Consider the following 23,456-nt stretch of genomic DNA (forward strand, 5'->3'; position numbering starts at 1 on the left):
GACCAAGGGCTCGGCGACCTCGCGAGCCTCGGCGCGGAAGTCGTTCCTCGTCCCGTCGAACGGCTGCGGCGCGGCGACGGGGCGTGGTTGGCGGACGAGACGCCGGTCGATGCCGCGATCATTGCGTCGGGAAGCTCGCCCGGGACCGGCGCGCCCGGAGCTTTCGCCCTTCACACGGCGGCCGACGCGCTGCGGCTCGCAGATTCGCTCGCGCCCGGCGTCAGACTGGACATCGTCGGAGCGGGTTGGATCGGAACCGAGCTCGCCTCGGTCGCAAGCGCGGTTTGCGAGGTTCACCTGTGGGAGTCCTCGCTCCACATCCTCGGGCGCACCTTCGGCGGCGCGGTCGACGACCTGTGGTCCGGTTGGCTCGACGACGCCGGAGTGAGCCTCCACCTCGGCCAAAGATGGCCAATCGAAGGAGAATCCGCGGAAGGCTCGCAGTCGGGGCCGGCGTCGTCGGCCGGGCAGAGGCCGCGGCCGCTCAATCGGCCTTCGACGCCGGAACGGCGGGTTCTTGTGCAGGCCGTCGGCGCGGCGCCTAGCTTTCCCGCGATCGAGCCCGCCGTCGACGTCGGCGTCCGGGGAGCGCTCGTCACCGACATGTGGACCCGAGTCCTTCGCAACGGCCAACCGGTCGAGGGGCTGTACGCCGTTGGAGACTGCGCGGACGCCCTCACTCCGCACGGCCCCCGGAAGGGCGGACATTGGACGAAGGCGCTCGCCGACGGGGCGTTCACAGCGGCGGCCGTGTGCGGCGGAAAGCCGCCCAGGTTTTTAGCGCCGCCGGAGGTCTTCTCCGCCCAATTCGGCAGACAGATCGGCTTCGTCGGCGCAATCCCGGGCCTTGCCGACGGCATTCCAGGGCGGGCCGACGGCGCCCGAGGGTCCGCCGACGGAGCGTCCGAGGGACCCCCTCCCGACCTCGAAGGCCCTTGGGGTGCATCCGACGCCGGAGGCATCCTCGGCGGCGAGCGCATCGACACGGCCGAAGGGCTCGTCATCCGTTGGGAGAAGGCGGGCGAACTCGCAGCGTTGCTGGCGATCGACTCGCCGCGGGAACTTTCTCGCGCCCGAAAAACGCTCAGAGTCAGGCTGTGATCCTCGTCTCGGATTGGGGTATTTTATAAGGGTCACACACGAAGGAGCGTGAGCATGCCTACCGACCTCACCGAAACAGGCGGCGGATTCGACGTCGTGCAAGCCTACATGGACCACGTCAAACGCATCGATCCGAGCCTCGCCAACGAGGATTTTTCCGATCTGATCTCCGCCCACCGGCGGCTTTCCGAACAGGCCAACGGCAGAACCGCTCTGGCGTTGGAAGGATCGACCGTCCTGTGCGTCACCGAAGACATCCCCTTTCTCGTCGACTCGGTCTCCATCGCGATCAAGGCCCGCGGCTACGCCGTCACCCGGCTGTTTCACCCGGTCATCGACGGTGAATCGTGGATTGCAGCCGACGTCGCGCCGACGCCCGACGCCGTCCTCGTCGAGGCGCTCAACGACGTCGTCGGCGACGTCCACGCGACGGTCGCCGACTGGTCCGAGATGACCGAGCTCGCGCGCAAAGCCGCGACGACGCTGTCCGGAAACGACCGCAAGACGCTCGAGTGGATAGCCGACGGATCGTTCACGATCCTGGGGGCCTTCGACGACGAACAGACGCTCGGCCTCGCCGCCAGATACCCGGATCTGCGCAAACAGCTCGAACACCTGGCCACCATCTCTCCCCGGCAGGCGGCCAGCCGCCACTTCGCGCCGACGCTCATCCACACAAAGTCGAGCTACCGGTCAAGCGTGCACCGCAACGCATACATCGACGTCTTCGCAATGGGGCCCACGATCATCTTCGGCCTCATGACCGCCGACACCTACGCGTCCTCCGTTCTGGCCACGCCTCTTGCAGCCTCGCGGGCGAACGCCGTGATGGACGCCTCCGGGCTGCCCCGCGACTCGCATTCCGGCAAGGACCTTCTCCAGATCCTGGAAAGCTATCCTCGCGACATCCTCATGCTCTTGAGCCCCGAGGCCCTGCTCGCCGACGTCTCGCGCATCTCCCAATCGCGAACCACCACAATCCTGCACTCCGACATCTTCCCTGGGGCAGTCGCATGCTTGGTGGTGACTCCCCGTGAGCATTTCACCGCGCACTCCCACGCGCGGATCGCCCAATTGGTCGAAGAGACCTTCGCCAGCTCCGAAATCGACACGCAGCTCGACGTCAGCTCCGGCCCGCTTGCTTACATGAGCTATATCGTGTGCGGGGCGAAAACCGACGTCGACGAAGAAGAATTCGCCCGTGTCGTGGCCCGAGCCACGCTCGACTGGGACGAGGGCTTCGTCGTCGCCGCCGAATCCGCCGCCGACGTTTCCCTCGTGCCTGCCGCCTATAAGACGGAGTACTCGCCGGAAACCGGCGCCCGCGACGCCGCCCGGCTGGCGAAGCTCGAACCCGGGGGCTTCGAGCTGGAGCTCTACGCCCCCGAAGGCTCCCCCGACGCCCGCCGTCTCAAGGTCTTCGTGCGCGAAGAGGTCTCGCTCACCCGAATCCTGCCGATATTCTCGAACTTCGACCTCGTCGTCACCGACGAACGCCCGTACACATTCGGAGACGCAAAAATGTTCGACTTCGGTTTGCGCGCTGAAAGCCCCGAACGCTGGACCGACGCCGACGAACGGTTCGTCGAAGCCGTGACGGCGGCGTGGACGGGCGAGATGGAGTCGGACTCGCTGAACGCCCTCGTGCTTTCAGCCGGACTCATGAAGTCCCAGGTGGCCGTTCTCCGCGCCCTTGTGGGCTATCTGCGGCAGGCGGGCCTGCCCTTCTCGCGAACCTACCTGCGCGAATCCCTCGTGAAAAACCCCGAACTGGCAAGGGCTTTCGTCGAGTACTTTGAGGCCAGGTTCCAGCCCGGCAACGCCGCCGATCCCAGCGAACTGCGCGAAGCCCTGGTCGAAGGCGTCGGAAAGGCGGCGTCCCTCGACGACGAGCGGATCGCCAATGGACTTCTCGCGGTCATCGACGCCGTCGTGCGCACGAACGCCTATTTGACCGGGGCGGCTTCTCTCGCCTTCAAGCTCGAGCCGCGTCGCATCGGATTTCTTCCCGAGCCTCGGCCCCTATATGAAATATGGGTGTACTCGCCTCGCGTGGAGGGCGTGCATCTGCGTTTCGGCCCGGTGGCCCGCGGCGGGCTGCGCTGGTCAGACCGCAGGGAGGATTTCCGCACCGAGATCCTCGGTCTGGTCAAGGCCCAGGCAGTCAAAAACGCCGTCATAGTGCCCGCCGGATCGAAGGGCGGCTTCTTCGCCAAACGCCTGCCCAATCCGTCCGCAGACCGCGACGCGTGGCTGGCCGAAGGCATAGCGGCATACCGGATCTTCATCGGCGCGCTGCTCGACGTCACGGACAACCTCGTCGACGGGAAGGTCGTCCCGCCCGAGGGACTGGTCCGCTACGACGGAGACGACACGTACCTCGTCGTCGCGGCGGACAAAGGAACCGCGACGTTCTCCGACATCGCCAACTCCGTCTCGCGCGCCTACGGGTTCTGGTTGGACGACGCCTTCGCCTCCGGCGGTTCGGCCGGGTTTGACCACAAGAAGATGGGAATCACCGCCCGCGGGGCGTGGGAGTCGGTCAAGCGGCATTTCCGCGAACTCGGGATCGACACCCAGTCCGAGGAGTTCACGGCCGCAGGCATCGGCGACATGTCCGGCGACGTCTTTGGAAACGGCATGCTGCTGTCCAAACACATCCGCCTGGTGGCCGCCTTCGACCACCGATCGATTTTCCTCGACCCGGACCCCGACCCCGCGGTCTCCTTCACCGAGCGCAAGCGTCTGTTCGAGCTGCCGCGTTCCTCGTGGGCAGACTACGACGCCTCGGCCATCTCCTCGGGCGGCGGGGTCTGGCCCCGATCGGCCAAATCCATCCCGGTCTCCCCCGAGGTTCGCCGGCGGCTCGGACTCGACGAGGCCGTGGAGTCTCTCACCCCGGCGGAGGCCGTCCGCGCCATCCTCACCGCTCCCGTCGACTTGCTGTTCAACGGAGGGGTCGGCACATACGTCAAGGCCAGCGACGAAACCCACGAACAAATTGGGGATCCGTCCAACAACGCCGTCCGCGTCAACGGCGCCGACCTTCGATGCACGGTCGTCGGCGAAGGCGGCAACCTGGGATTCTCCCAACGCGGACGCATCGAGGCGGCCTTGGCCGGCGTGCGGATCAACACCGACGCGATCGACAACTCGGCCGGTGTGGACACTTCCGACCACGAGGTCAACATCAAGATCCTCCTCGCGCCGCTGGTCGCCTCGGGCGAACTGACCGGCGCCGGGCGCGACGAACTCCTCGCCTCCGTCACGGACGACGTCGCCGCGCACGTCCTGCGCGACAACTACGAGCAAAATGTCCTGCTCGGCAACGCCCGAGCCCTCGGACCGGCCATGGCCCACGAACACATCCGCCTCATGCACTGCCTCGAAGAGCGAGGCGACCTCGACAGGCGCCTCGAATTCCTTCCGAGCGACGCCGCCCTGCTCGAACGCGCCGCCTCGCTTGACCGCGGCCTGACCAGCCCCGAATTCTCCGTCCTGACGGCCTACACGAAAATCGCCCTCAAAAAGGACATCCTGGAGTCCTCCCTGCCCGACGACGAATGGTTCGCCCGCGACCTGCGCGGCTACTTCCCGCCGCAAATCGCCGCCGCCTACGCCGACAGACTGGCAAGCCACCCCCTGGCCCGCCAGATCGTCGCCAACGCCGTGGCAAACTCGATCGTCAACCGAGGCGGCCTGACTTTCACACTCCGCGCGATCGAGGACACCCAGGCCGCGGTCGAAGACGTCGTGCGCGCCTTCGCCGCCGCCCGGGAGATCCTTGACCTCGCCGGATTCACCGACGCCGTCCAGGCCCTCGACAACCGCATCCCCGCCCAGACCCAGACCAAGCTCTACCTCGGCTTCAGGCGCACGCTCGACGCCGCGGTCCGCTGGCTCATCCAGGCGCCGGCCGCGCCCATCGGCGACACGGTGGAACGATTCGCCGCCGTCGGCGATTGGATCGGACGCCTCGACGCGTTTCTGGCCGAACCCGATCTGAGCAGGCGTTCGCAGGAAATCGACGAGGCCGCGGCCACGGGGGTGCCCGAGGCGCTGGCCGCCGTCTTCTCCGATCTGACAAGGGCCACGGCGCTTATGGACGCAATCGACACGGCCTCCCGCACGGGCGAGGATCCCGGCGAGGTCTTGCGTGTCATGTTTGACGTCTACGGCCGGTTTTCGATCGGCAGACTGCTCGAACTTGACGCCGCGCTTCCGGTGACCGACGTGTGGACGGCCACGGCGCAGTCGGCCACGGAGGCCGATCTGCGTGCGGCGGCGGTGGCACTTACCGAGCGCATACTCGCCGACACGGAACAGAGCGCCGATCGGGTCGCAGCATGGCTCGACGAACGCCCTGGCTCGAAGCGGGCCATTGAGGCGACCGCCGCGCTGGCCGACTCACAGGAAGCCTCCCTCGCCTCGCTCGTCGTCGTTTTGCGCTCGATGCGCGCGCTCGCCAGAAGCTAGAGCCGCCCCTCCAAACGGTCAACCGGCAGCCCGCGGGAAGCCCGACGTCCAGAGGCCGCACGGGCACAGCCGCCGTGGCTTTGGCGCCGTTGAGCAAATCGAGCGGGCGCAAAAGCTGTGCGGATGCGACAGGCCTCAAATAAAACAAACAGAATCCACACGAACTGGACCCAAACGACGGCAAAACGGAGGGGCTCCTCTTCAAGAGAGGAGCCCCTCCGCCTGATTCTTCAACCGGCATAGGCGGCTCTGGACCGCCGGTCCAACGGTTTGGGACCGCGGACCGTCGGCAGTGTGCGCCTCTAGGCGCGCCCGCGCCCCTAGATCACGGTGTCCAGAAGCCTCGTCGGATTTCCGAAGCGATGGTTCGTGGCCGACACGGCTTGCTCCTGAACGAAGGGAAGCAGCTCGATCCGCCCGCTGCCGGTGACCGGTTCGGCGTAGACGCCGACGTCGACGCTTCCGCCGACGGCCTCGGCAAGCGCCTTCGGATCGGCGCCGATGAGCCGGAAACGCACTCCGTCGGCCGAGTTCGCCCGCGTGGCGGCATAGGCGAGGAAGTCATCCTCGGATTCGAGCACGACCTCGGCGCCCCTCGACTCGAGGAAGTCGACAGCCTGCTTGGGAAGCGCCGCGGACGTCGAGACCCTGGGGCGGGCGCCGATCGCCAAAGCGCCGGCGGCCAACGCCATGACGTCTCCGGATCCCGCGCCTGACTGGCGAATGACGACTTCGGGGAAGGGAATGTAGCGCAGAACGTTTTTTTCCACCCCGAGGGCGCTGGGGTCTGCCGGCTGGAAATGGCCAGACAAAGCCTTGTCCATTCCCTCGACGACGGCGAGGAAACGATCCTGGTCGACGCCGTCCATCGTCTCGGCGATCACCCGCGCCCCGCACAGCGTCTCGTTCGAAATCTGGGCGCGGCCGAGGTCCTTGTCCGCCCATTCGACGTGCCCGAGTCCGATGAGATAGTTCGGGCCTCCGGCCTTCGTCCCGGCGCCCACCGAGGAGCGCTTCCATCCGCCGAACGGCTGGCGGCGCACGATCGCGCCGGTGATGCCGCGGTTGACGTAGACGTTGCCGGCCTGAACCTGGTCGAGCCAGGCGGAGATCTCCTCGGGGTCGAGCGAGTGCAGGCCGGCGGTGAGACCGAAGTCGACGGCGTTCTGCCAGGCGATCGCCTCACCGAGGGTGTCTGCCCTCATGACGCCGAGAATCGGGCCGAAGTATTCGGTCAGGTGATACTCGCTCATCGGCATGACGCCGGCGCGCACGCCGGGGCTCCAGAGTTTGTCGTCGATCTTGCGCGGCTTGATCGCCCATGCCTCGCCTTCGCCGAGCTCCGTCAGGCCCTTCAACAGCTTGCCGTGCGGAGGTTCGACCATCGGGCCCATCTGGGCGGCGAGGTCGTGGGGATGCCCGAGCTTGAGCGAGCGGACGGCGTCGCAGAGCTGACGCTGGAAACGCTTGGAGAATCCGACCGACCCGACGAGGATCACGAGCGAGGCCGCGGAGCACTTCTGGCCGGCGTGGCCGAAGGCCGAGTAGACGACGTCCTTGACCGCGAGGTCGATGTCGGCATTCGGGGTGACGATGATCGCGTTCTTGCCGGAGGTCTCGGCGAACAGGCGAAGGTCGGGGCGCCACGAGCGGAACATCCGCGCCGTGTCGATCGAACCGGTGAGGATCGTCTGATCGGTCTCTTCGACGAGGACCTTCCCGTAGGAGGACTTGTCCATGCACACGAGGGCGAGGACGTCGCGGGGGACCCCGGCCTCCCACATGAGCTTCGCGAGGTAGGATCCCGTGCGTCGGGTCAGCTTGGCCGGTTTGTAGACGACGCCGGAGCCGGTCGCCAGCGCTGCCAGCACGCCGCCCGCGGGAATGGCGATCGGGAAGTTCCACGGAGGCGTCACGAGGGTCGTGCGCACCGGAACGTACGCGGCGCCTTCGAGAGTGTCGAGCTCCTCGGCGAGGTCCGCGTAGTAGAGCGCAAAATCGATGGCCTCCGAGACTTCGACGTCGCCCTGGTCGATGGCCTTTCCGGCTTCGCTCCCGGCGACTTCGATGAGCTCGCCGCGGTGGTCCTCGATAGCCTGGGCGACGGACCGCAGGACCTGCGCCCGCTCCTTGCCCGTGCGCGCCGCCCACTTTTTGGCTGCACCGGCCACGGACTGGACGACTTTGCGGGCCTCGGCGTCGGAATTGACCATGTTCTCCGCGACGACGTCGGCCCCGAGCTTCGAGTCGGGAATGCGCGAGGCGATCTTCTCGGCCCATTCGATGTTCGCGTGCAGCGCGGGATCGGTGTCGCGAGTGTTCTCAAAACGGTCGGGCACAACGGTGCGCTCGAAGCGATTCTGCTTGCGGCGCGGCCCGTAGGACAAGCCCGGGACAAGCCCGGCGGCGTCGCGGAAACGCTTCTCTTCCAAGGCGAAGGTATCGGCCTTCTCCAAGTCGAACACGTTCGACATGAAATTTTCCGGCGCCGCGTTCTCCTCGAGGCGGCGCACGAGGTAGGCCACGGCCACGTCGTACTCCTCGGGCCTGACGACGGGCACGTAGTAGAGGAGCGGGCCGACGGTGTCGCGGACGGCGTGAGATTGCGGCGTCGCCATTCCCGCAAGCATCTCGTAATCGACGCCGGAGGCGATGCCCCGCTCGCGCACTAGCTCGTATCCGTAAGCCATCGTGAAAAGGTTCATGCCGGCGATGCCGATGTTGACTGCGTCGACCCTCTCGGGGGTCAGCGCGGCGTCGAGGCATGCGATGTAGTTGGCGTCCGTGTCGGCCTTGTCCGCCTGAACGGTCAGCTCCCATCCGTGCATCGTCGCATCCACTCTTTCCATGGAAAGGTTGGCGCCCTTGACGATGCGCACCTTGATCGGGGCGCCGCCTCGGGCGCGGCGGGCCTGCGCCCACTCGGTCAGCCCGTTGAGCCTGCCGAGGGCGTCGGGAAGGTAAGCCTGAAGGACGATTCCTGCGCGGTATCCGAGGAATTCCTCGCGATCCAAGATTCGCGTGAACACGTCGATGGTCAGATCGAGGTCCCGGTACTCCTCCATGTCCAGGTTGATGAAGGTGCTGGATGCGGCTGCGAGCCTGTAAAGCGGGAGAAGCTTCTCGACGGCTTCCTCGACGGCCGCCGCGTGGCCGTAGGGCGCGTGAGGCCCGATGACCGCGGAGACTTTGAGGGAAACGTAATCCACGTCGTCGCGTTCGATGAGGGCCGCAGTCGCCTCCATGCGGTGGGCCGCCTCCTTGTCGCCGAGGACTGCCTCGCCCAGAAGGTTGAGGTTGAGCCGAGAGCCGTCCGCACGAAGCTTCGCAATCGCCGGGCCAAGCTTGTCGGGCGTCACGTCGAGGACCAGGTCGCCGACGAGCATCGCGAAGACGCGGCGGGCGGCCGACGACGCCAGCGAGGGAACGAAGGGCGCGATCCTTCCGCCGACGTTCGCGGGCGCCGCGAGGTACGGGGGCAGGAAAGCCGAGTCGCGCTTGGACAGATGCTTGAGGTTGCGGGCGGCCACGCCGTGGTCTTCAGGGCGGATGACCCCGTCCACGAAGTTCACCGTGTAGTCGAGGCCTCCCTCGTGGTCGAGAACCTGCGACAAAAGCTTGGCGGATCGCGCCGTCGGGTAGGCCCGTGCGGCCTCGCTCCACTGGCGGGCTCGTTCCACTGCGCGATCAATGAGAACGGGGTCAATCGTCATTGTCGGATCCTTTCGTCAACGTCTATTCGGTCTTTAGTGTAAGGGATTCTTTTACCCTTTCCGCACAAAACCGGGAAGAAACTTCACGGAGCCGACGCCGCCCGCCCATGCGGAATGGCCGACGCGGCTCCGCGAGCCTCTGGAAACGGCGGATTCAGTGGGAAAAATGGCGCGCACCCGTGAGGTACATCGTCACACCGGCTTTCTGGGCGGCCTCAATCACTTCCGGGTCGCGAACCGATCCGCCGGGTTGCACGACGGCACGCACCCCTGCGTCGAGAAGGACCTCGAGGCCGTCGGCGAAGGGGAAAAAGGCGTCGGAGGCGGCGACCGAGCCCGCGGCCCGCTCGCCGGCCCGCGCCACGGCGAGGCGGCACGAATCGACCCTGTTGACCTGCCCCATCCCGATTCCCACCGTGGCGCGCGAGTCGGCCAAAAGAATCGCGTTGGACTTTGCCGCGCGCACCGCGCGCCACGCGAATGCCAGATCCCGCAAAGTCGCCTCGTCGGCGGGCTCTCCGGAAACCAGGCGCCATTGCGCGGGGTCGTCGCCTTCGGCGTCGATCCTGTCGCGTTCCTGAACGAGCGCTCCCCCGGATATCGGCCGAATGTCGCGCGCAACGTCGACCGGCTCGACCCGAAGGATCCGCAGATTCTTCTTGGATGAGAGAATCTTCAACGCCTCGGCGCTGAACGAGGGGGCGGCGATCGCCTCGGTGAAGATCGGAGCCACCTGCTCGGCCATCGCGGCATCGACCTCCCTGTTGGCGGCGATCACGCCGCCGTAGGCCGAGATCGGGTCGCAGGCGTGGGCCGCCGCGTGCGCCTGTGCGACGTCCTCGGCCACGGCCACGCCGCAGGGGTTGGCGTGCTTGACCACGGCCACGGCGGGCTCGGCATGGTCGTAGGCTGCCCGCACTGCGGCATCGACGTCCTGGTAGTTGTTGTAGCTCATTTCTTTCCCGCCGAGCTGAACGGCTCCTGCGACCCCGCCCTCGCCCGCCGAGTAAAGCGCGGCCGCCTGGTGGGGATTCTCGCCGTAGCGCAGATCGGCGACTTTGACGCAGCCAAACAGCTTGTCTTCTTCGCCCGCGGACGTTCCCGGACGGCCTGCTCCGCCGGCGGCGACTCCCGAAAACTCCGCCTCGCCGACGTTGCCTGAAAGCCCTTCGCCGCCGATGTCCGCGCCCCCCGCGGCCGCTTCCCCCGCAACGGCTTTCCCGTGAATCTTCGCCGTCCAGCGGGCGATCGCCGCGTCGTAGGCGGCGGTGCGCGCGAAGGCCTTCGCCGCGAGGGCCGCCCGCTCGTCGGCGTCGAAGCCCCCTCGCCGGGCGGCCTCGGCTGCGCGGGCATAGTCCGAGGGGTCCGTGACCACAGCCACGCTCGCATGATTTTTCGCGGCGCCCCTGATCATCGAGGGCCCGCCGACGTCGATCTTCTCGATGCACTCCTCGTAGTCCGCCCCCGAGGCGACGGTCCGGGAGAAGGGATAGAGGTTGACGACCACGAGGTCGAAGCCTTCGACGCCGAGCTCGGCCAGCTGCCGCATGTGTTCCGGGCGTCGCCGGTCTGCGAGGATTCCCGCGTGGACCGCGGGGTGGAGGGTTTTGATCCGGCCGTCAAGGCACTCCGGGAACGAGGTGATCTCACTGATTTCCGTCGCCGGCACGCCCGCCGACCGAATGGCCTCGGCCGTTGAGCCGGTTGAGACGATCTCGCAGCCGACGCCGTGAAGCGCCGCGGCGAGCTCTTCGATGCCTGCCTTGTCAAAGACGGAAATGACCGCTCTGCGAATGGGAATGCGCATGTCTCTCCTTTCCGGCGCCCAGGCGTGCGACGCCGAGACTTCGCTCCCCGATGGTCAATCCCATCCAACGCCAGTCGCCGACGCATTCATAATACGGCTCGACGCGCATGCGCGTCAGTCGGAAAAGCCGAGCAAGTAGAGGAAGGCGTCCAGATCGCCGAAGGAAGTGACCGTGAGCGTCACCCTGTTGAAGAGCAGGAGCACGGTGATGCATCCCCACAAAATGGCCAGAAACACGATTCCCGACCGGGCCAGGACCCCCCATGCCGCGTGGTGGCCCTCCCATCGAAAGCGGTGGCCGTACACCACGGCGCAAACGATGCACGCGACAGTCAAAAGGAAGCTGACGAAGATCGTCCCTCCGCCGGTTATGGCAAACATCAGCCCTTTCCGTTCCATGCCAAGGCGGCGGGCAGCTCCTTGCGCCACACACCCCAGTTGTGGCCGCCGATGGGCTGGAGCAGCGAGGTGATTTTGACCGCCGGCGTCGATATTCTCTTGAGCTTCTGAACGAAGGCGGCCGACTTTGGGTCGCCTTTGGAACCCGTGACGTAAAGCCGCTGCGGCCACGCCTTTTGTTTCGACAACAGGTTAGACACGCTGAATTCTCGCCGAACACGAGGCGGCGCACCCAGCAAACGCCCCGTCTCCGGCTGATCGTAGCCGGAAAATGAGATGATCTTGGAAAAAGTCTGGGGATGGGTGAGGCCGAGGACGGCGGAACAGTAGGCGCCGTAGGAGGCGCCGGCGATGGTCCATCCCTTTCGCGTCTTCTCGGTGTTGGGAAAATTGTGGCGGACCATGCCGACGATGTCGTTTACCACCCAGGATCCGACGGCGGGCCGCCCCTTGATGTCGACGCAGTCGGGAGACGTGGCGTCGACCTTGAGTGACGGGATCGCCATAATCGTGTTCGGATGCTTTTTCATGGCATTTTGGAGATTGAGCTGCGTGGGAACCTTGTAGGGGTTGCCAGGGTATCCGTGCAGCATGAGCATGACCTTGTAGATTTTCCCGTTCGTCGGCGAATAGTTCTTAGGCGTCCACACCCATACGGGAAGACTGATCCCCGAGATCGGCCCCCTGAATTTCGTCTGGTAGGCGCCGTTCGAATCCTTCGTGAACTTGACCTTCCACCTCGAGTCTCCGTGGTGGCCCGGCAATTCGGGATCGCCGGCTTCGGGCCTGGGAACGGGCCTGCGGACCGGCGTCGTCGAGCCCTTTCCATCGGGTTTCATGAAGAAAAGGCCCGGCACGTCGCTCCAACTTGCGGCATACCCGAGCGTCCGGTTCATCTGAATGCCCGTCATGCTGATGGCGCCCACGATGGCGGTCACCATGGCGGCGGAGGCCTGCGCCCGAATCTTGCGAGTGGGCTCGCGCCCGATGAGCCATACCGCGGCCGCCGCGCTGGCGACCGTCAATACGGCAAACACTATGAGCGTAAGAAGCTTATCTGGACCGAGCACCTATCCCCGCCTTTCTGCCTTCGACCCACCAGCCTTCGCGCGCCATTCGCCCGATTAGCTCAACCAACTGAACACGCTCGACTTCCTTAATTCGTTCTACCAGCGCTTCCTCGGAATCTCCCTCGAGAACCGGACATGTTGTCTGTCCCAGAATCGGCCCCGTGTCCATTCCGGGGTCGACGACGAATAGAGTTGCGCCGGTTACCTTCACGCCGTACGCCAAGGCGTCGGCCGGACCGTGGATTCCAGGAAAGGAAGGCAAAAGCGCGTTGTGGGTGTTCACCACGCGTTGCGGGAACGCCGCAAGAAACTCGGGGCCGACGAGCTTGAGGAAGCCCGCGAGAACCACGATGTCGGGTGTGTGCTCTGCCACGGCGTCGCGCAAAGACGCGTCCCACTCTTCCCGCGACGAGTGCTCCGAAAGGACGCGGACAAACGTCGGAACTCCGGCTTCTTCGGCGGCCCGGATTCCGGCGGCGCCTCGACGGTCGGCGCCCACCGCGACGATCTGCGCCCCGTAGGATGGGTCGGCGCAGGCGTGCAGGAGGGCCTGCATATTCGATCCTGTGCCCGACACAAGCACCACGAGGCGAGTGGGACCGCGCTTGCTGCTCACTCGATAAATGTATCGTCACGCCGGTTCCCCTGCCACTTCGACGGGCGGGCAAACGTACGGTTTTCGAGGTCTCGCCTTCCGTCGGAGGCCAAAGAGTCGGCGGCATCACGCGAAAGTCGATCTGCCTGCGGGGAGGAGAACCCCGTTGTCGAGGGCCCTTCTTCCGCCTCCTCCGCCGGCCCCGTTCTGCGGGAGCCGAGCGCGGCGGCCGCACGCGGAGCGACGAGCCCGAGCACGCACGGCAGCCCTATGGCCACGGCGAAACCAAGGGCGAGCGGAACAAGGCGAGGGCCGACGTCGGACATCCGCCCCGGGCCTAGGGCCCCTCCCGAAAGGAAGGCGGCCACGGCGCCGAGGGCACAGAGGCAGGCCAGGCACGCCCCCGCCGCGGCGGACGCCTCTTTCAGACTCGAATAGGCCCGCGAGCGCCAAACGAACCACGCCAATGCGAGGAAGGCGAGAAGGACGGGAAGCCATGCCATCCGCACGCCCGGATTGGGCAGAGCGCCGAAAACCGGAATCGCGGGCAGCTGGAGGCTCGTCACGCCAAACGCCGAGAAATCCGTGCCTCGGCCCACGGAAAAACCCGCCCCCAGCGCGAAGGAGGCGACCCAGACGATGATGTTGGGAAGGTAGGCCAGCTGCACGACGGCGAGCATGGCGGCGCCGACGGCCCCTTGGACGTAGTAGCCGTTGATGGCGGCGATCGAGCTCCGGCCGAGAACGAGGGCGACGGCCAAAAGGCAGACGGAGACGACGGCGAGGGCGCGCAAGACGGGCCGAAGCTCGCCGCGACAGCCTTCAAGGAGTCCCCAGACGCGGCCGTCGGGGCGCGAGGTCCGCCAGCGGGCCCGGGCCATCGCAGCGCATGTGAGAGCCGCAGCCCCGACGGCGCCGCCAAAGCGTCCGGCGCCCGGAAGGGCGGCGAGCCCGACGAGAAGGGTGAAAGCGAAGGACGATGCCGCAGCCGAGGCCGCCTGAGCCCAGGAATCGACCCCCGTTGCGAGGAAAGAGCGAGAGACGAACCACCAGATGAGCAGAGTCACGCTCAACGGCATGAGGGTCACGCTTGCATTCCCGACCTCCGCCGAGCCTCCCATCGCCAGTAAAAAGATTGATGTTCCAGCCTTCGCGGCGTCGTGCCAATCGACGTGGCCGAGGGTCGGAGAAGAGACCGTCGCGGCGTAGGCGAAAATCGCAAAAACCGTGACCGTCGTCCACACGACCGCCAGCACCCTGACCGGGACCCAGGCGGCCGCAATGCATGCGCGGCGTTCCTCTGTGCTCATCAGGCCAATGGTCGCATCCCCCGTTTGGAAAAGGCGGACACACGCCGAAACTCCCCGCCTAGAATTTGTAAGACAAATTTGCCGCAAACGTGTATTCTTGAAGGCAAACGTCACTGACCAACGGTATTGCAACGAAGCGCCGCGAAACGTGAACGGCGCGTCGAGAAAGGGACTGGCAATGCAGATCGGCATCTTCGAAACATCCGAGGAAGCCTCGGCCGCCGCGGCGCGCGGCATCGTCGATCTTCTGGCCCGCAAGCCGAATGCGAACCTCGGCGTGGCAACCGGATCCACGCCGGAAGGCCTTTACTCCGAGCTGCGCGAGGCGCACGCCGCCGGGCGTTTCACCCTGGAGGGCTCGGCCGCCTTCGCGCTGGACGAATACGTGGGAATCGCGGACGGCCATCCGGAAAAGTACCGCAACGTCCTGCGGCGAGAGCTTGTGGGGCCGGAAAAGACCGGGCTGACCGAGGCGGGCCTTCGCACCCCCGAGAGCGCGGACGCCGACCCGCGCCTCGCTGCAGGGCAGTATGAGGCGTCGATCGCTGCGGCGGGCGGCGTGGACCTGCAGATCCTCGGAATCGGCGCCAACGGGCACATCGGCTTCAACGAGCCGGGCGGATCGCTCGTTTCGCGCACCCGCGTCGAAGTTCTCTCGCGCCGAACGCGCACGGACAACGCCCGCTTCTTCGACGGAGACGTCGGCAAGGTCCCCTCCCGCTGCATCACGCAGGGGCTGGGAACGATCATGGAGGCCCGGTCCTTGCTCTTGCTCGCCTTCGGCGCTCAGAAAGCCGAAGCCGTGCGCCAGCTGATCGAGGGCGCTATCAGCGCGAAATGGCCCGCGACCGTCGCCCAGATGCATCCCGACCTCACCGTTTTCGTCGACGCCGAAGCCGCGGAACTCCTCGAATACGCCGACCTTTACCGCGAACGTTGGAGCCTGGCGTGACCGCCGGCCAAAGGCGGGCCGACGCCGTCGCAGGGGCAGGCCGCGTCGGCATCGGCGCGGACGAGCCCGGCGTCGCGGTCGAAGCCCTCAAGCCCGACGCGGTCGTCTCAGGCACGGTTTACGACGGCTATGGAAGGCAGGCCGGCGGCGGGCTCGTGCTCGAGGGCGGCGTCCTCGCCCGCGTGCTGCCGCGCGGCTATTCCGGCGAGGCCGACGTCTCGGGGGCCTTCATCGCGCCGGGGCTCGTCGACGTCCACTGCCACGGCGGAGGCGGCGCGTCCTTCCCCGACGACGTCGATCCCCGCTCAATACGCAAGGCGATCGAGGCCCACCGCGCTTCGGGGACGACGGCGCTTCTCGCCTCCCTCGTCTCGATGGCCGATCCCCTGCCTGCGATCCGGGCGCTCCTCCCCTTCTGCGAATCGGGCGACCTGGCCGGAATCCACATGGAGGGCCCGTACGTCTCGCCCCACAAGGCCGGCGCCCAGAATCCGGCCGCCATCCGCGGCGCCGACCCCGAAGAGCTCACGGCGTGGCTCGAGGAGGGCAAGGGCTTCGTCAAGACGATGACCATCGCCCCGGAGGCCGATCACGCCATGGAGGCCGTCCGAATCCTGCTCGCCCACGGCGCCAAGCCCTCCTGGGGGCACACCGCCGCGAGCGGCGAAATTGCGGCACAAGCCCTCGAAGCCACGTCGCGTTGCGCGGCCGAACTCGGCTTTGAGGGCGTGCCGCAGACGGTCACGCACCTGTTCAATGCGATGCCGCCGATCGACCATCGCGAACCCGGCCCGGTCAGGGAGTTTCTGGCGGCCGCCAGGGAAGGCGGCGCGATCGTGGAAACCATCGGCGACGGCGTCCATCTGGCCCCCGCCCTCGTCGAAGACGTGCACGGATGGGTGCGCGGAAACGCCGCGTTCGTCACGGATGCCATGGCCGCAGCCGGCATGCCCGAAGGGCGGTACGCCCTCGGGGGCCTCGACGTCGACGTGCGCGAGGGCGCGGCGCGGCTCGCGGGGAAGCAGACGATCGCCGGGGGCTGCTCCCGGCTGAGCGACCAGCTCGCGCTGTTCGCCCGGCGGGGCGCCCTCCCGTTCGGGCAGATCGTGCGCGCCTGCGTCGCCGCTCCCGCAAAGGCGGCCTCCATCGAGGGGGCGAAGGGCGTCACGCTCGATTTCGAGCTGGGCAAGCGGCCCAATTTCGTCGTCTTCGACCGCAGCTTCTCCCCCGTGTGCGTCGTCAGGGAGTGATCCGGCCCGCGATGCGCTCGGCCTCAGCCCCGCGCGAACGCCGCCCGGCCTTCCGCGCGGACGCGCCGCGCCCGATTTGAATCTCCGGCGCGAGGCGGGCCCTTGCGCCTCGGCCGGGCCAGCTGACCGGCCGACTGGCCGGGAGGGAGCGAGCCGGCGTTTCAGTCGATCTCGACGCGGAGTTTCAGGATTCGGCCGACGTCGTCCATTTCGGCGACGTCGCAACCAGACAGGGCGAAGACCTCGTCCGACGATCTGCGCCCCGCAACCGCCCAGCGGGCAAAGTGCCGCCCGTCCGGCTGCACTCTCGCCTTCCACACGTGGCGCAATTCGACGTTGCGATCAAAAAATTCGCGGTAGAAAGCCCTGACGGCGTCGATCCCTTCGACGGCGCCGCCGCGCCCGGGAAAAATCTGCGCCTGAGAGCTGAAGAGCGATACGAGCTCCTCGAAGTCTTCCGGCGCCTCGCCGGCCGTGTCCGAGAGGGCAAAATACCTGTCAAGCACAGTCTCGCCCTCGACGCCTCCGCCGCAAGCGCCGGCAACGCGGACAGCGTCCGCCGCGCAGCCATCGGCCTCGGCATCCGAACCTGACGTTTTGCCGACGGCTTCCCTTGCGTTTTCAGTCATTTCTCTCCGCCTTTCGCGTGATTTCCGACCGGCGGCCCCGACGAACTCCGCTCGGCCGATCCGATGATACCTCGGGGATTGGGCGCACCCGGCGTTCCGCAGGGGGCTCCCACGGACGGCCCATGGGCATGCCGCCTCAACGCCTATAAGCTATCGATGTGAAGTCCCTGTACGCATTGAAGTATTGGTATACCAGACGCCTCGGGTTCGTCGTCTCCGCGTCTGTCCGCCGCGGAATCTCGCCGGATTTCTGGACGGCGGTCGGAGTGGCGGCCGCGGCGCTCGGAGCGTGGGCGATCGTCGAAGGCTGGTGGCTCGCCGCCTTCGTCTTCCTGGCGGCCAGACTCGGAGGGGCGAATCTCGACGGCGCAGTGGCCCGCGCACGCGGCGTCTCCCGCCCTTTCGGCTTCGTCCTCAACGAGATCGGCGACCGTTTTTCCGACTTTCTCATCATGGCGGGCTTGGTCGGCCTGTCCGTTCGAACGGATTCGCCGACGTCGACGACGGCGCTTCTGCTCGCAGCGACCGCGGCGGCCACCTTGCCGACGTTCGTCTCGCTCTGCGCGGCCGGAGCGGGCGCGCCGCGCCTGAACGGCGGCCCCTTCGGCAAGACGGAGAGGTGCCTCACCGCCGTTCTCGCGGCGGCCTTCCCTCAGCATCTGGCCGTTTTCGGCTGGATCGTCGTCGCGGGATCCCTCGCGACCGCCGCCGTGAGGCTTGCGAAGACGCACAGGGCGCTGCGGGGAACGGCCGGGCCCGCTCCTGCGGACAGGGCGGCGCCCGCCCCTCCGCCGGACATCGCCGCGCTGGGAAAGAACGGCCACGTCGAGGACGAAGGCGCGGCCGCCCAAAAGAGGACAGCCAGAGAAGAACGAGCCGCCGGGCAGAACGACGCGGAGGGCAGCGCGGCCGAGGCAGACGAGGCCAAGAGCGAGCGACCTGAGAAGGAGTTCGAATGATCCAACCAACGACGCTCGGCGACTCGTTCATCGGCTGGCTCGTCGGAGGCGACAGGTCCTGGACGTTCACTGTGCCCTTCACCGGCTGGCGCTTGGAAGGGCGCGCGGTCTTCCTCGCGGTGACGGCCCTGACAATCCTGCTTCTTGCGGGAATCGGCGTCGCGCTCTCCCGCAAAAGAGAGCTCCACCGCCGGTGGACCACCTGGGCGATTATCATCCCCGCCGTCGGCATACCCATTTGGATGGGCAAGGGAACAACGGCGCTTCTCGCGGCCCTCCTCGGGCTCCAGGCGATTCGAGAGCTGGCCCGGATGACGCGCCTGCCGCGGCAGGAAACGATCCTCTTGTGCGTTCTCGCAGTCCTCTATCCCCTGACGGCCTGGCAGCGCCCGAACATGATGGCGCTCGCCCCCGTCATGGTCCTCGTGTGCGCTCTGCCCGCAGTTGTGGCCGGAGACACGGTCGACGGCGTGCGCAGGGCCACGCTGACGGGCTTCGCCTCAATCTGGATCCCCTGGTCGCTCGCGCACCTCGTCGTCTTGTGGCACGACGCCTTCCTCATCGCCTTCGCCGCTGCCGCCGCCGACGTCGCAGCCTGGACGGGAGGGACGGGCCTGAAAAGATTCGCCTGGGCGCGCCGCCCGCTGTCCCCGCTCTCGCCGAACAAAACCGTGGGCGGGCTCGTCGGGGCGCTTGCGGGCGCCGTCGTCATCCTCACGCTCCTCGGGCACATCACGCTCGGACTCGTCGTCGCCGTCGGCGTGGGCGGCGTGCTCGGCGATCTGCTCGAGTCGATGGTCAAACGCGCGGCCGGCGTGAAGGACGCGGGCGATTGGCTGCCGGGCTTCGGCGGCCTGCTCGACCGCGTCGATTCCCTCCTGCTCGTCCTTCCCCTCGCGGCGGTGCTGCGATGAAAGCGCGTGTGCAAGTCTCTTCCGTCCACTCCGCCGTCAACGCGGCGATGAAGGGCGCCCGCGGGGACGCGATCATGTTCGCCTGGGGCATGGCCGAGGCCGTTTCCTTCCCCGTCATGGCGGAGATGAGCCAGGTCTGGCTGGGGGTCGCCCAGCCGCGGCTTCTGTTCAGGCGTGCGACGGCGGTCGTTGCGGGGTCGGTCGCCGGGGTCGCGCTCACCCACGCGCTCACCCGCGCGGGAGCGCGCCCGCCCGCGCCGTGGACCCGCCCAGGAATGGAGCGCGCGACGTCGGAATACCTCGACAAAGGCGCATCCGGCTACTGGAAACAGGCGCTCACGGGCATCCCGGTCAAGCTCTTCGCGGCCGAATCGGGCCGGCGCGGCATGTCTGCGGGCCCCGTCCTCCTCCACGCCGCCGGGGAGCGCGCGGCGCGGATGTTCGCCTTCACCGCGGGGATCCGCGTTCTCGAGGTCCCGCTCGGCCGGACGGCCCGGAGGTTCTACGGGACGTACCTCGCGGCGACGGGATTGACCTTCGGCGTCCTTCTGCGCAAAGTGATTCGCCACTGGGACGACGGAGGGCGGTGACGATGGCGCCGCACGACCACGCGCACGGCTCGCCCTTCGCCCCGTCCGATTCGCCGGGCGGGCAGACGCCGGACGCCCAATCGCCGGACACGCGGGGCAAAATCGCAGTCGCCTTTGCCATCACCGCGACAATCCTCCTCGCCCAGGCGATCGGCGCCGCCCTCACGGGCAGCCTCGCGCTGCTGACCGACACGGTGCACATGGTCATCGACGCCTCGGGGCTTCTCATGGCGCTCGTAGCCGCGACGCTCGTGCGGCGGCCGCCGTCGTCCAAGCGCACGTGGGGGTATCGGCGAGCCGAAGTCCTCGCCGCGCTGGCGCAGGCGGCTGTGCTGGCCGGAGTCGGAGTCTACGTCGTAGTCGAAGCCGTCGGCAGGCTTCGCAAACCTCCCGACATGCCGTCGAAGACGCTCATCGTCTTCGGCCTCGTCGGCCTCGTCGGCAACGCCGCCTCGATGCTGGCGTTGGCTTCGGCCCGGCGGTCCAACCTCAACATGCGCGCGGCCTTCCTAGAGGTGGCCAACGACGCGCTGGGCTCTCTGAGCGTCATAGTCGCGGCGGTCGTCATCGCGACCACAGGATGGCAGCGCGCCGACGCCGTGGCCGGCCTGTTCATCGCCGCCCTCATCCTCCCGCGTGCCGTCAAGCTCATCGGGGAAGCCGGGGCGATCCTCATGGAGACCACCCCTCGCGGCTTGGACCTGGACGAGGTCCGCAGGCACATGCTCGGCCTCGACCACGTCCTGGGCGTGCACGATCTTCACGCCTCGACGGTCGCCACAGGCCTGCCAGTCATCTCCGCGCACGTTGTCGTCGGCGACGATTGCTTCCAGGACGGGCACGCGGTGGCGATACTCGAAGATCTGAGAACGTGCGTGGCCGAGCACTTCGACGTTGCGATCCGCCATTCCACGTTCCAACTGGAGACCCATTCGGCCTCGCGGCGCGAATCGGGGATTCACGCCTGCGGCTACGTGGACGCCGCGTCAAGGAGCGCCGCGCGCACTCCCGACGGCTCCTGAAGCGCCGGCGCCGCCCCCGGCGCTGAGACCTCAGACCCCCAGGATTTCGCGGGCAATCGCAGCCGTTTGACTGGGCGTCTTGCCCACGCGCACGCCGACGGCCTCCAAGGCTTCCTTCTTGGCCGCGGCCGTTCCGGACGAGCCGGAGACGATGGCCCCCGCATGCCCCATCGTCTTTCCCTCGGGCGCGGTGAAACCAGCGACGTATGCGACGACGGGCTTCGTCACGTGCTCGGCGATGTACGCGGCGGCGCGCTCTTCGGCGTCGCCCCCGATCTCGCCGATCATGACGATGAGCTCCGTGTCGGGGTCGGCCTCGAAGGCTTTGATGGCGTCGATGTGAGTGGTGCCGATGACGGGGTCGCCGCCGATGCCGATGCACGTCGTGAACCCGAGGTCGGCAAGCTCGTACATGAGCTGGTAGGTCAACGTGCCCGATTTCGACACGAGGCCGACGCGCCCGGGCCCCGTGATGTCGGGAGGGGTGATGCCGACGTTCGACTGGCCGGGCGAGATGATCCCGGGGCAATTCGGTCCAATGAGCCTGACGCCGCGCTCGGCGGCGTACGCGTAGAACTCCGTCGCGTCCTTCACCGGCACGCCCTCGGTAATGACGACGACAAGGTCGAGTCCGGCGTCGACGGCTTCGATGACGGCGCCCAAAGTGTGCGCAGGCGGAACGAAGACGACGGAGACGCTCGCGCCCGCGGCCCCCGTCGCCCCGGCGACGGATCCGACAACGGGGACGGAAACGGCGCCGGCCCGGCGCTCTTGTGCCCCCGGGCCGATGGGGGCGACGTCGAATTCCACGGAGGCCCCCGCCTTGCGGGGGTTGACCCCGCCGACGACGTTCGTGCCCGCGCCGAGCATCCGGCGCGTGTGCTTGCGCCCTTCGGAGCCCGTCATTCCCTGGACGATGACTTTCGAATTCCTATCGAGGAAGATGGACATTGAGCCTGCTCCTTACTTCGCGTCCGACTGTTTCGCGGCCGACCCGGCGGCCAGCTGGGCTGCTTTGGCCGCCGCTCCGTCCATCGTGTCGACAAGGGTGACGAGGGGGTGGTTCGCTTCGGCGAGGATCGCGCGGCCTTCGGCGACCGCATTGCCGTCGAGGCGCACGACGATCGGCTTGGAGGCTGCCTCGCCCAACGCGTCGAGGGCGGCGACGATTCCCTTCGCGACCTCGTCGCAGGCCGTGATTCCGCCGAAAACGTTGACGAACACCGAACGCACGTCCGGGTCGCCCAGAATGACGTCGAGGCCGTTGGACATGACGTTCGCGTCGGCTCCGCCTCCGATGTCGAGAAAGTTGGCCGGCCCCACGCCGTATTCCTCTCCGGCGTAGGCGACGACGTCGAGCGTGGACATGACCAGGCCTGCGCCGTTGCCGATGACTCCCACCTGGCCGTCGAGCTTGACGTAATTGAGGCCGAGCGCCTTCGCCTTGGCCTCCAGAGGGTCTTCGGCGGCCTTGTCGACGAACGCCTCGTGTCCGCTGTGGCGGAACCGCGCGTTGTCGTCGAGCGTGACCTTGCCGTCGAGGGCGACGATCTCGCCCTGCTCCGTCAAAACGAGCGGATTGACCTCGACGAGGGTCGCGTCCTCCCCCGAGTACACGTCCCACAGCTTGAGCAGGACGGGCACGACCTTCTCGCCCGTCTCGGCGTCGAAGCCCGCGGCGCCGACGATCTCGCGCGCCTTCTCCTCGTCGATGCCGACGTTCGGATCGACGGCGACCTTGGCCAGCGCCTCCGGACGTTCCTTCGCGAGGGTTTCGATGTCCATGCCTCCCTCGACCGAGCACATGGCGAGGCATCTGCGCTCGGACCTGTCGAGCAGCGTCGAGAAGTAGAACTCTCGGGCGATGTCCGCGCCGGAGGCGACTAGCACGCGGCGGACTTCATGGCCCTTGATGTCCATTCCCAGAATTTCTTCGGCCCTGTCCGCGGCCTCCTGCGGGCTTCGGGCGAGTTTCACGCCCCCGGCCTTGCCTCGGCCGCCCGTTTTGACCTGCGCTTTGACAACGACGAGGCCGCCGCCGAGCTCGCGGGCGGCCAACTCCGCCTCTTGCGGAGTCGATGCGACGATCCCCGCCAACACGGGCACTCCGTGTGCCTCGAATAGTTCGCGGGCCTGGTACTCGTAGAGATCCACGTACTGTCCTTCCGACGTCTTCGTTTCCAGACTCATCAAGTCTAGACGAGACCCCCGGCGCCTTCGAGCGCCGCAGATTATCGGCGCGCTCTCGCGGATGTGTCGATTCACACGACGGGTATCGCTACCCATACCCGCATCTTCTTGGAAACTGGCGAGTCTTCTAAATTTGGTTGATGTTCGCGTCAGAAAGCGCGAACACGGCGAATACCCACGATGAGGAGAGAACGATGAAGGTCGAACAAGCAGAAGTCACAGGCGAGACACACGAAGTGGGTGCGGACCAGATGTTCTTCTCGGCAACCGACGAGCGCGGAATCATAGGCCATTCGAACAAGGTCTTCGTCGAACTGTCGCGTTACAGCCGCGATGAGCTGATCGGAGCGCCCCACAACGTCATCCGACATCCGGCGATGCCCCGCGGGGCATTCCACGCGATGTGGGCAACGATAAAAGCCGGCCAGCCTTTTGCGGCCTATGTGCGAAACCTGGCCTCCGACGGCAGTGAGTACGAC

At 67.1% G+C, this 23,456-nt stretch carries 18 protein-coding genes and 1 riboswitch; of the genes, 9 read left to right on the top strand and 9 right to left on the bottom strand.

The annotated features are described in order from the left end of the window. Together ACO48X_RS03605 and ACO48X_RS03610 are read left to right on the top strand one after the other, a co-directional pair. A partial coding sequence (locus ACO48X_RS03605) for an FAD-dependent oxidoreductase (protein ID WP_485000601.1) occupies positions 1 to 1,101 on the top strand: 1,101 nt, incomplete at its 5' end. Between the two features lie 54 nt (positions 1,102 to 1,155). Further along, the gene (locus ACO48X_RS03610) at positions 1,156 to 5,577 is read left to right on the top strand and encodes an NAD-glutamate dehydrogenase (protein ID WP_485000618.1); all 4,422 of its coding nucleotides are present in this window, start codon (positions 1,156 to 1,158) and stop codon (positions 5,575 to 5,577) included. A 320-nt stretch (positions 5,578 to 5,897) separates the two neighbouring features. Here ACO48X_RS03610 and ACO48X_RS03615 read toward each other — a convergent pair whose 3' ends face one another. The 6 genes from ACO48X_RS03615 to ACO48X_RS03640 form a co-directional block, all read right to left on the bottom strand. Further along, entirely contained in the window at positions 5,898 to 9,290 is a 3,393-nt protein-coding gene (locus ACO48X_RS03615) for a bifunctional proline dehydrogenase/L-glutamate gamma-semialdehyde dehydrogenase (protein ID WP_485000602.1), read from the bottom strand. A 154-nt stretch (positions 9,291 to 9,444) separates the two neighbouring features. Then, the gene (gene purH, locus ACO48X_RS03620; protein ID WP_485000603.1) at positions 9,445 to 11,097 is read right to left on the bottom strand and encodes a bifunctional phosphoribosylaminoimidazolecarboxamide formyltransferase/IMP cyclohydrolase; all 1,653 of its coding nucleotides are present in this window, start codon (positions 11,095 to 11,097) and stop codon (positions 9,445 to 9,447) included. Between the two features lie 9 nt (positions 11,098 to 11,106). After that, positions 11,107 to 11,185, bottom strand: a riboswitch (ZMP/ZTP riboswitch). 26 nt (positions 11,186 to 11,211) lie between these two features. Next, entirely contained in the window at positions 11,212 to 11,478 is a 267-nt protein-coding gene (locus tag ACO48X_RS03625; RefSeq protein ID WP_485000604.1) for a hypothetical protein, read from the bottom strand. Next, complete coding sequence (locus ACO48X_RS03630; protein WP_485000605.1) at positions 11,478 to 12,566, bottom strand: alpha/beta hydrolase; 1,089 nt, start codon at positions 12,564 to 12,566, stop codon at positions 11,478 to 11,480. The genes ACO48X_RS03625 and ACO48X_RS03630 overlap by 1 nt, the downstream gene beginning before the upstream one ends. After that, entirely contained in the window at positions 12,550 to 13,182 is a 633-nt protein-coding gene (gene purN / locus ACO48X_RS03635; RefSeq protein WP_485000606.1) for a phosphoribosylglycinamide formyltransferase, read from the bottom strand. Before purN ends, ACO48X_RS03630 begins: the two co-directional genes overlap by 17 nt. Next, positions 13,179 to 14,471 (bottom strand): cell division protein PerM, encoded by a 1,293-nt coding sequence (locus ACO48X_RS03640; protein ID WP_485000607.1) that lies wholly within the window; start codon positions 14,469 to 14,471, stop codon positions 13,179 to 13,181. Before ACO48X_RS03640 ends, purN begins: the two co-directional genes overlap by 4 nt. Positions 14,472 to 14,649: 178 nt before the next feature. Here ACO48X_RS03640 and ACO48X_RS03645 point away from each other — a divergent pair, with 178 nt between their 5' ends. Beyond that, on the top strand, positions 14,650 to 15,423 hold the full coding sequence (locus tag ACO48X_RS03645) for a glucosamine-6-phosphate deaminase (RefSeq protein ID WP_485000608.1): 774 nt from the start codon (positions 14,650 to 14,652) through the stop codon (positions 15,421 to 15,423). Further along, entirely contained in the window at positions 15,420 to 16,673 is a 1,254-nt protein-coding gene (locus tag ACO48X_RS03650) for an N-acetylglucosamine-6-phosphate deacetylase (protein WP_485000609.1), read from the top strand. Before ACO48X_RS03645 ends, ACO48X_RS03650 begins: the two co-directional genes overlap by 4 nt. A 161-nt stretch (positions 16,674 to 16,834) precedes the next feature. Here the strand turns inward: ACO48X_RS03650 and ACO48X_RS03655 are convergent, their stop codons facing one another. Continuing rightward, positions 16,835 to 17,302, bottom strand: a complete 468-nt coding sequence (locus tag ACO48X_RS03655) for a nuclear transport factor 2 family protein (protein WP_485000610.1) — start codon at positions 17,300 to 17,302, stop codon at positions 16,835 to 16,837. A gap of 158 nt (positions 17,303 to 17,460) precedes the next feature. Here ACO48X_RS03655 and ACO48X_RS03660 point away from each other — a divergent pair, with 158 nt between their 5' ends. Genes ACO48X_RS03660 through ACO48X_RS03675 form a run of 4 tightly spaced genes read left to right on the top strand, consistent with a single transcriptional unit; the run spans position 17,461 to position 20,787 of the window. Then, positions 17,461 to 18,261, top strand: coding sequence for a CDP-alcohol phosphatidyltransferase family protein (locus tag ACO48X_RS03660; protein WP_485000611.1), 801 nt, complete (start codon positions 17,461 to 17,463; stop codon positions 18,259 to 18,261). Next, positions 18,258 to 19,175, top strand: a complete 918-nt coding sequence (locus ACO48X_RS03665) for a phosphatidate cytidylyltransferase (protein WP_485000612.1) — start codon at positions 18,258 to 18,260, stop codon at positions 19,173 to 19,175. Before ACO48X_RS03660 ends, ACO48X_RS03665 begins: the two co-directional genes overlap by 4 nt. Continuing rightward, positions 19,172 to 19,765, top strand: a complete 594-nt coding sequence (locus ACO48X_RS03670) for a hypothetical protein (RefSeq protein ID WP_485000613.1) — start codon at positions 19,172 to 19,174, stop codon at positions 19,763 to 19,765. The genes ACO48X_RS03665 and ACO48X_RS03670 overlap by 4 nt, the downstream gene beginning before the upstream one ends. A gap of 2 nt (positions 19,766 to 19,767) precedes the next feature. Then, entirely contained in the window at positions 19,768 to 20,787 is a 1,020-nt protein-coding gene (locus tag ACO48X_RS03675; RefSeq protein WP_485000614.1) for a cation diffusion facilitator family transporter, read from the top strand. A 30-nt stretch (positions 20,788 to 20,817) separates the two neighbouring features. Here the strand turns inward: ACO48X_RS03675 and sucD are convergent, their stop codons facing one another. Both sucD and sucC read right to left on the bottom strand, forming a co-directional pair. After that, a complete protein-coding gene (gene sucD / locus ACO48X_RS03680; protein ID WP_485000615.1) occupies positions 20,818 to 21,738 on the bottom strand; it encodes a succinate--CoA ligase subunit alpha in 921 nt (306 codons plus the stop codon). 12 nt (positions 21,739 to 21,750) lie between these two features. Continuing rightward, on the bottom strand, positions 21,751 to 22,941 hold the full coding sequence (gene sucC, locus ACO48X_RS03685) for an ADP-forming succinate--CoA ligase subunit beta (protein WP_485000616.1): 1,191 nt from the start codon (positions 22,939 to 22,941) through the stop codon (positions 21,751 to 21,753). 230 nt (positions 22,942 to 23,171) lie between these two features. On the opposite strand from sucC, the gene ACO48X_RS03690 reads away from it, so the two are divergent. Next, on the top strand, positions 23,172 to 23,456 hold a 285-nt coding region (locus ACO48X_RS03690; RefSeq protein WP_485000617.1), incomplete at its 3' end, for a PAS domain-containing protein.

This window comes from Peptidiphaga sp., assembly GCF_057238965.1.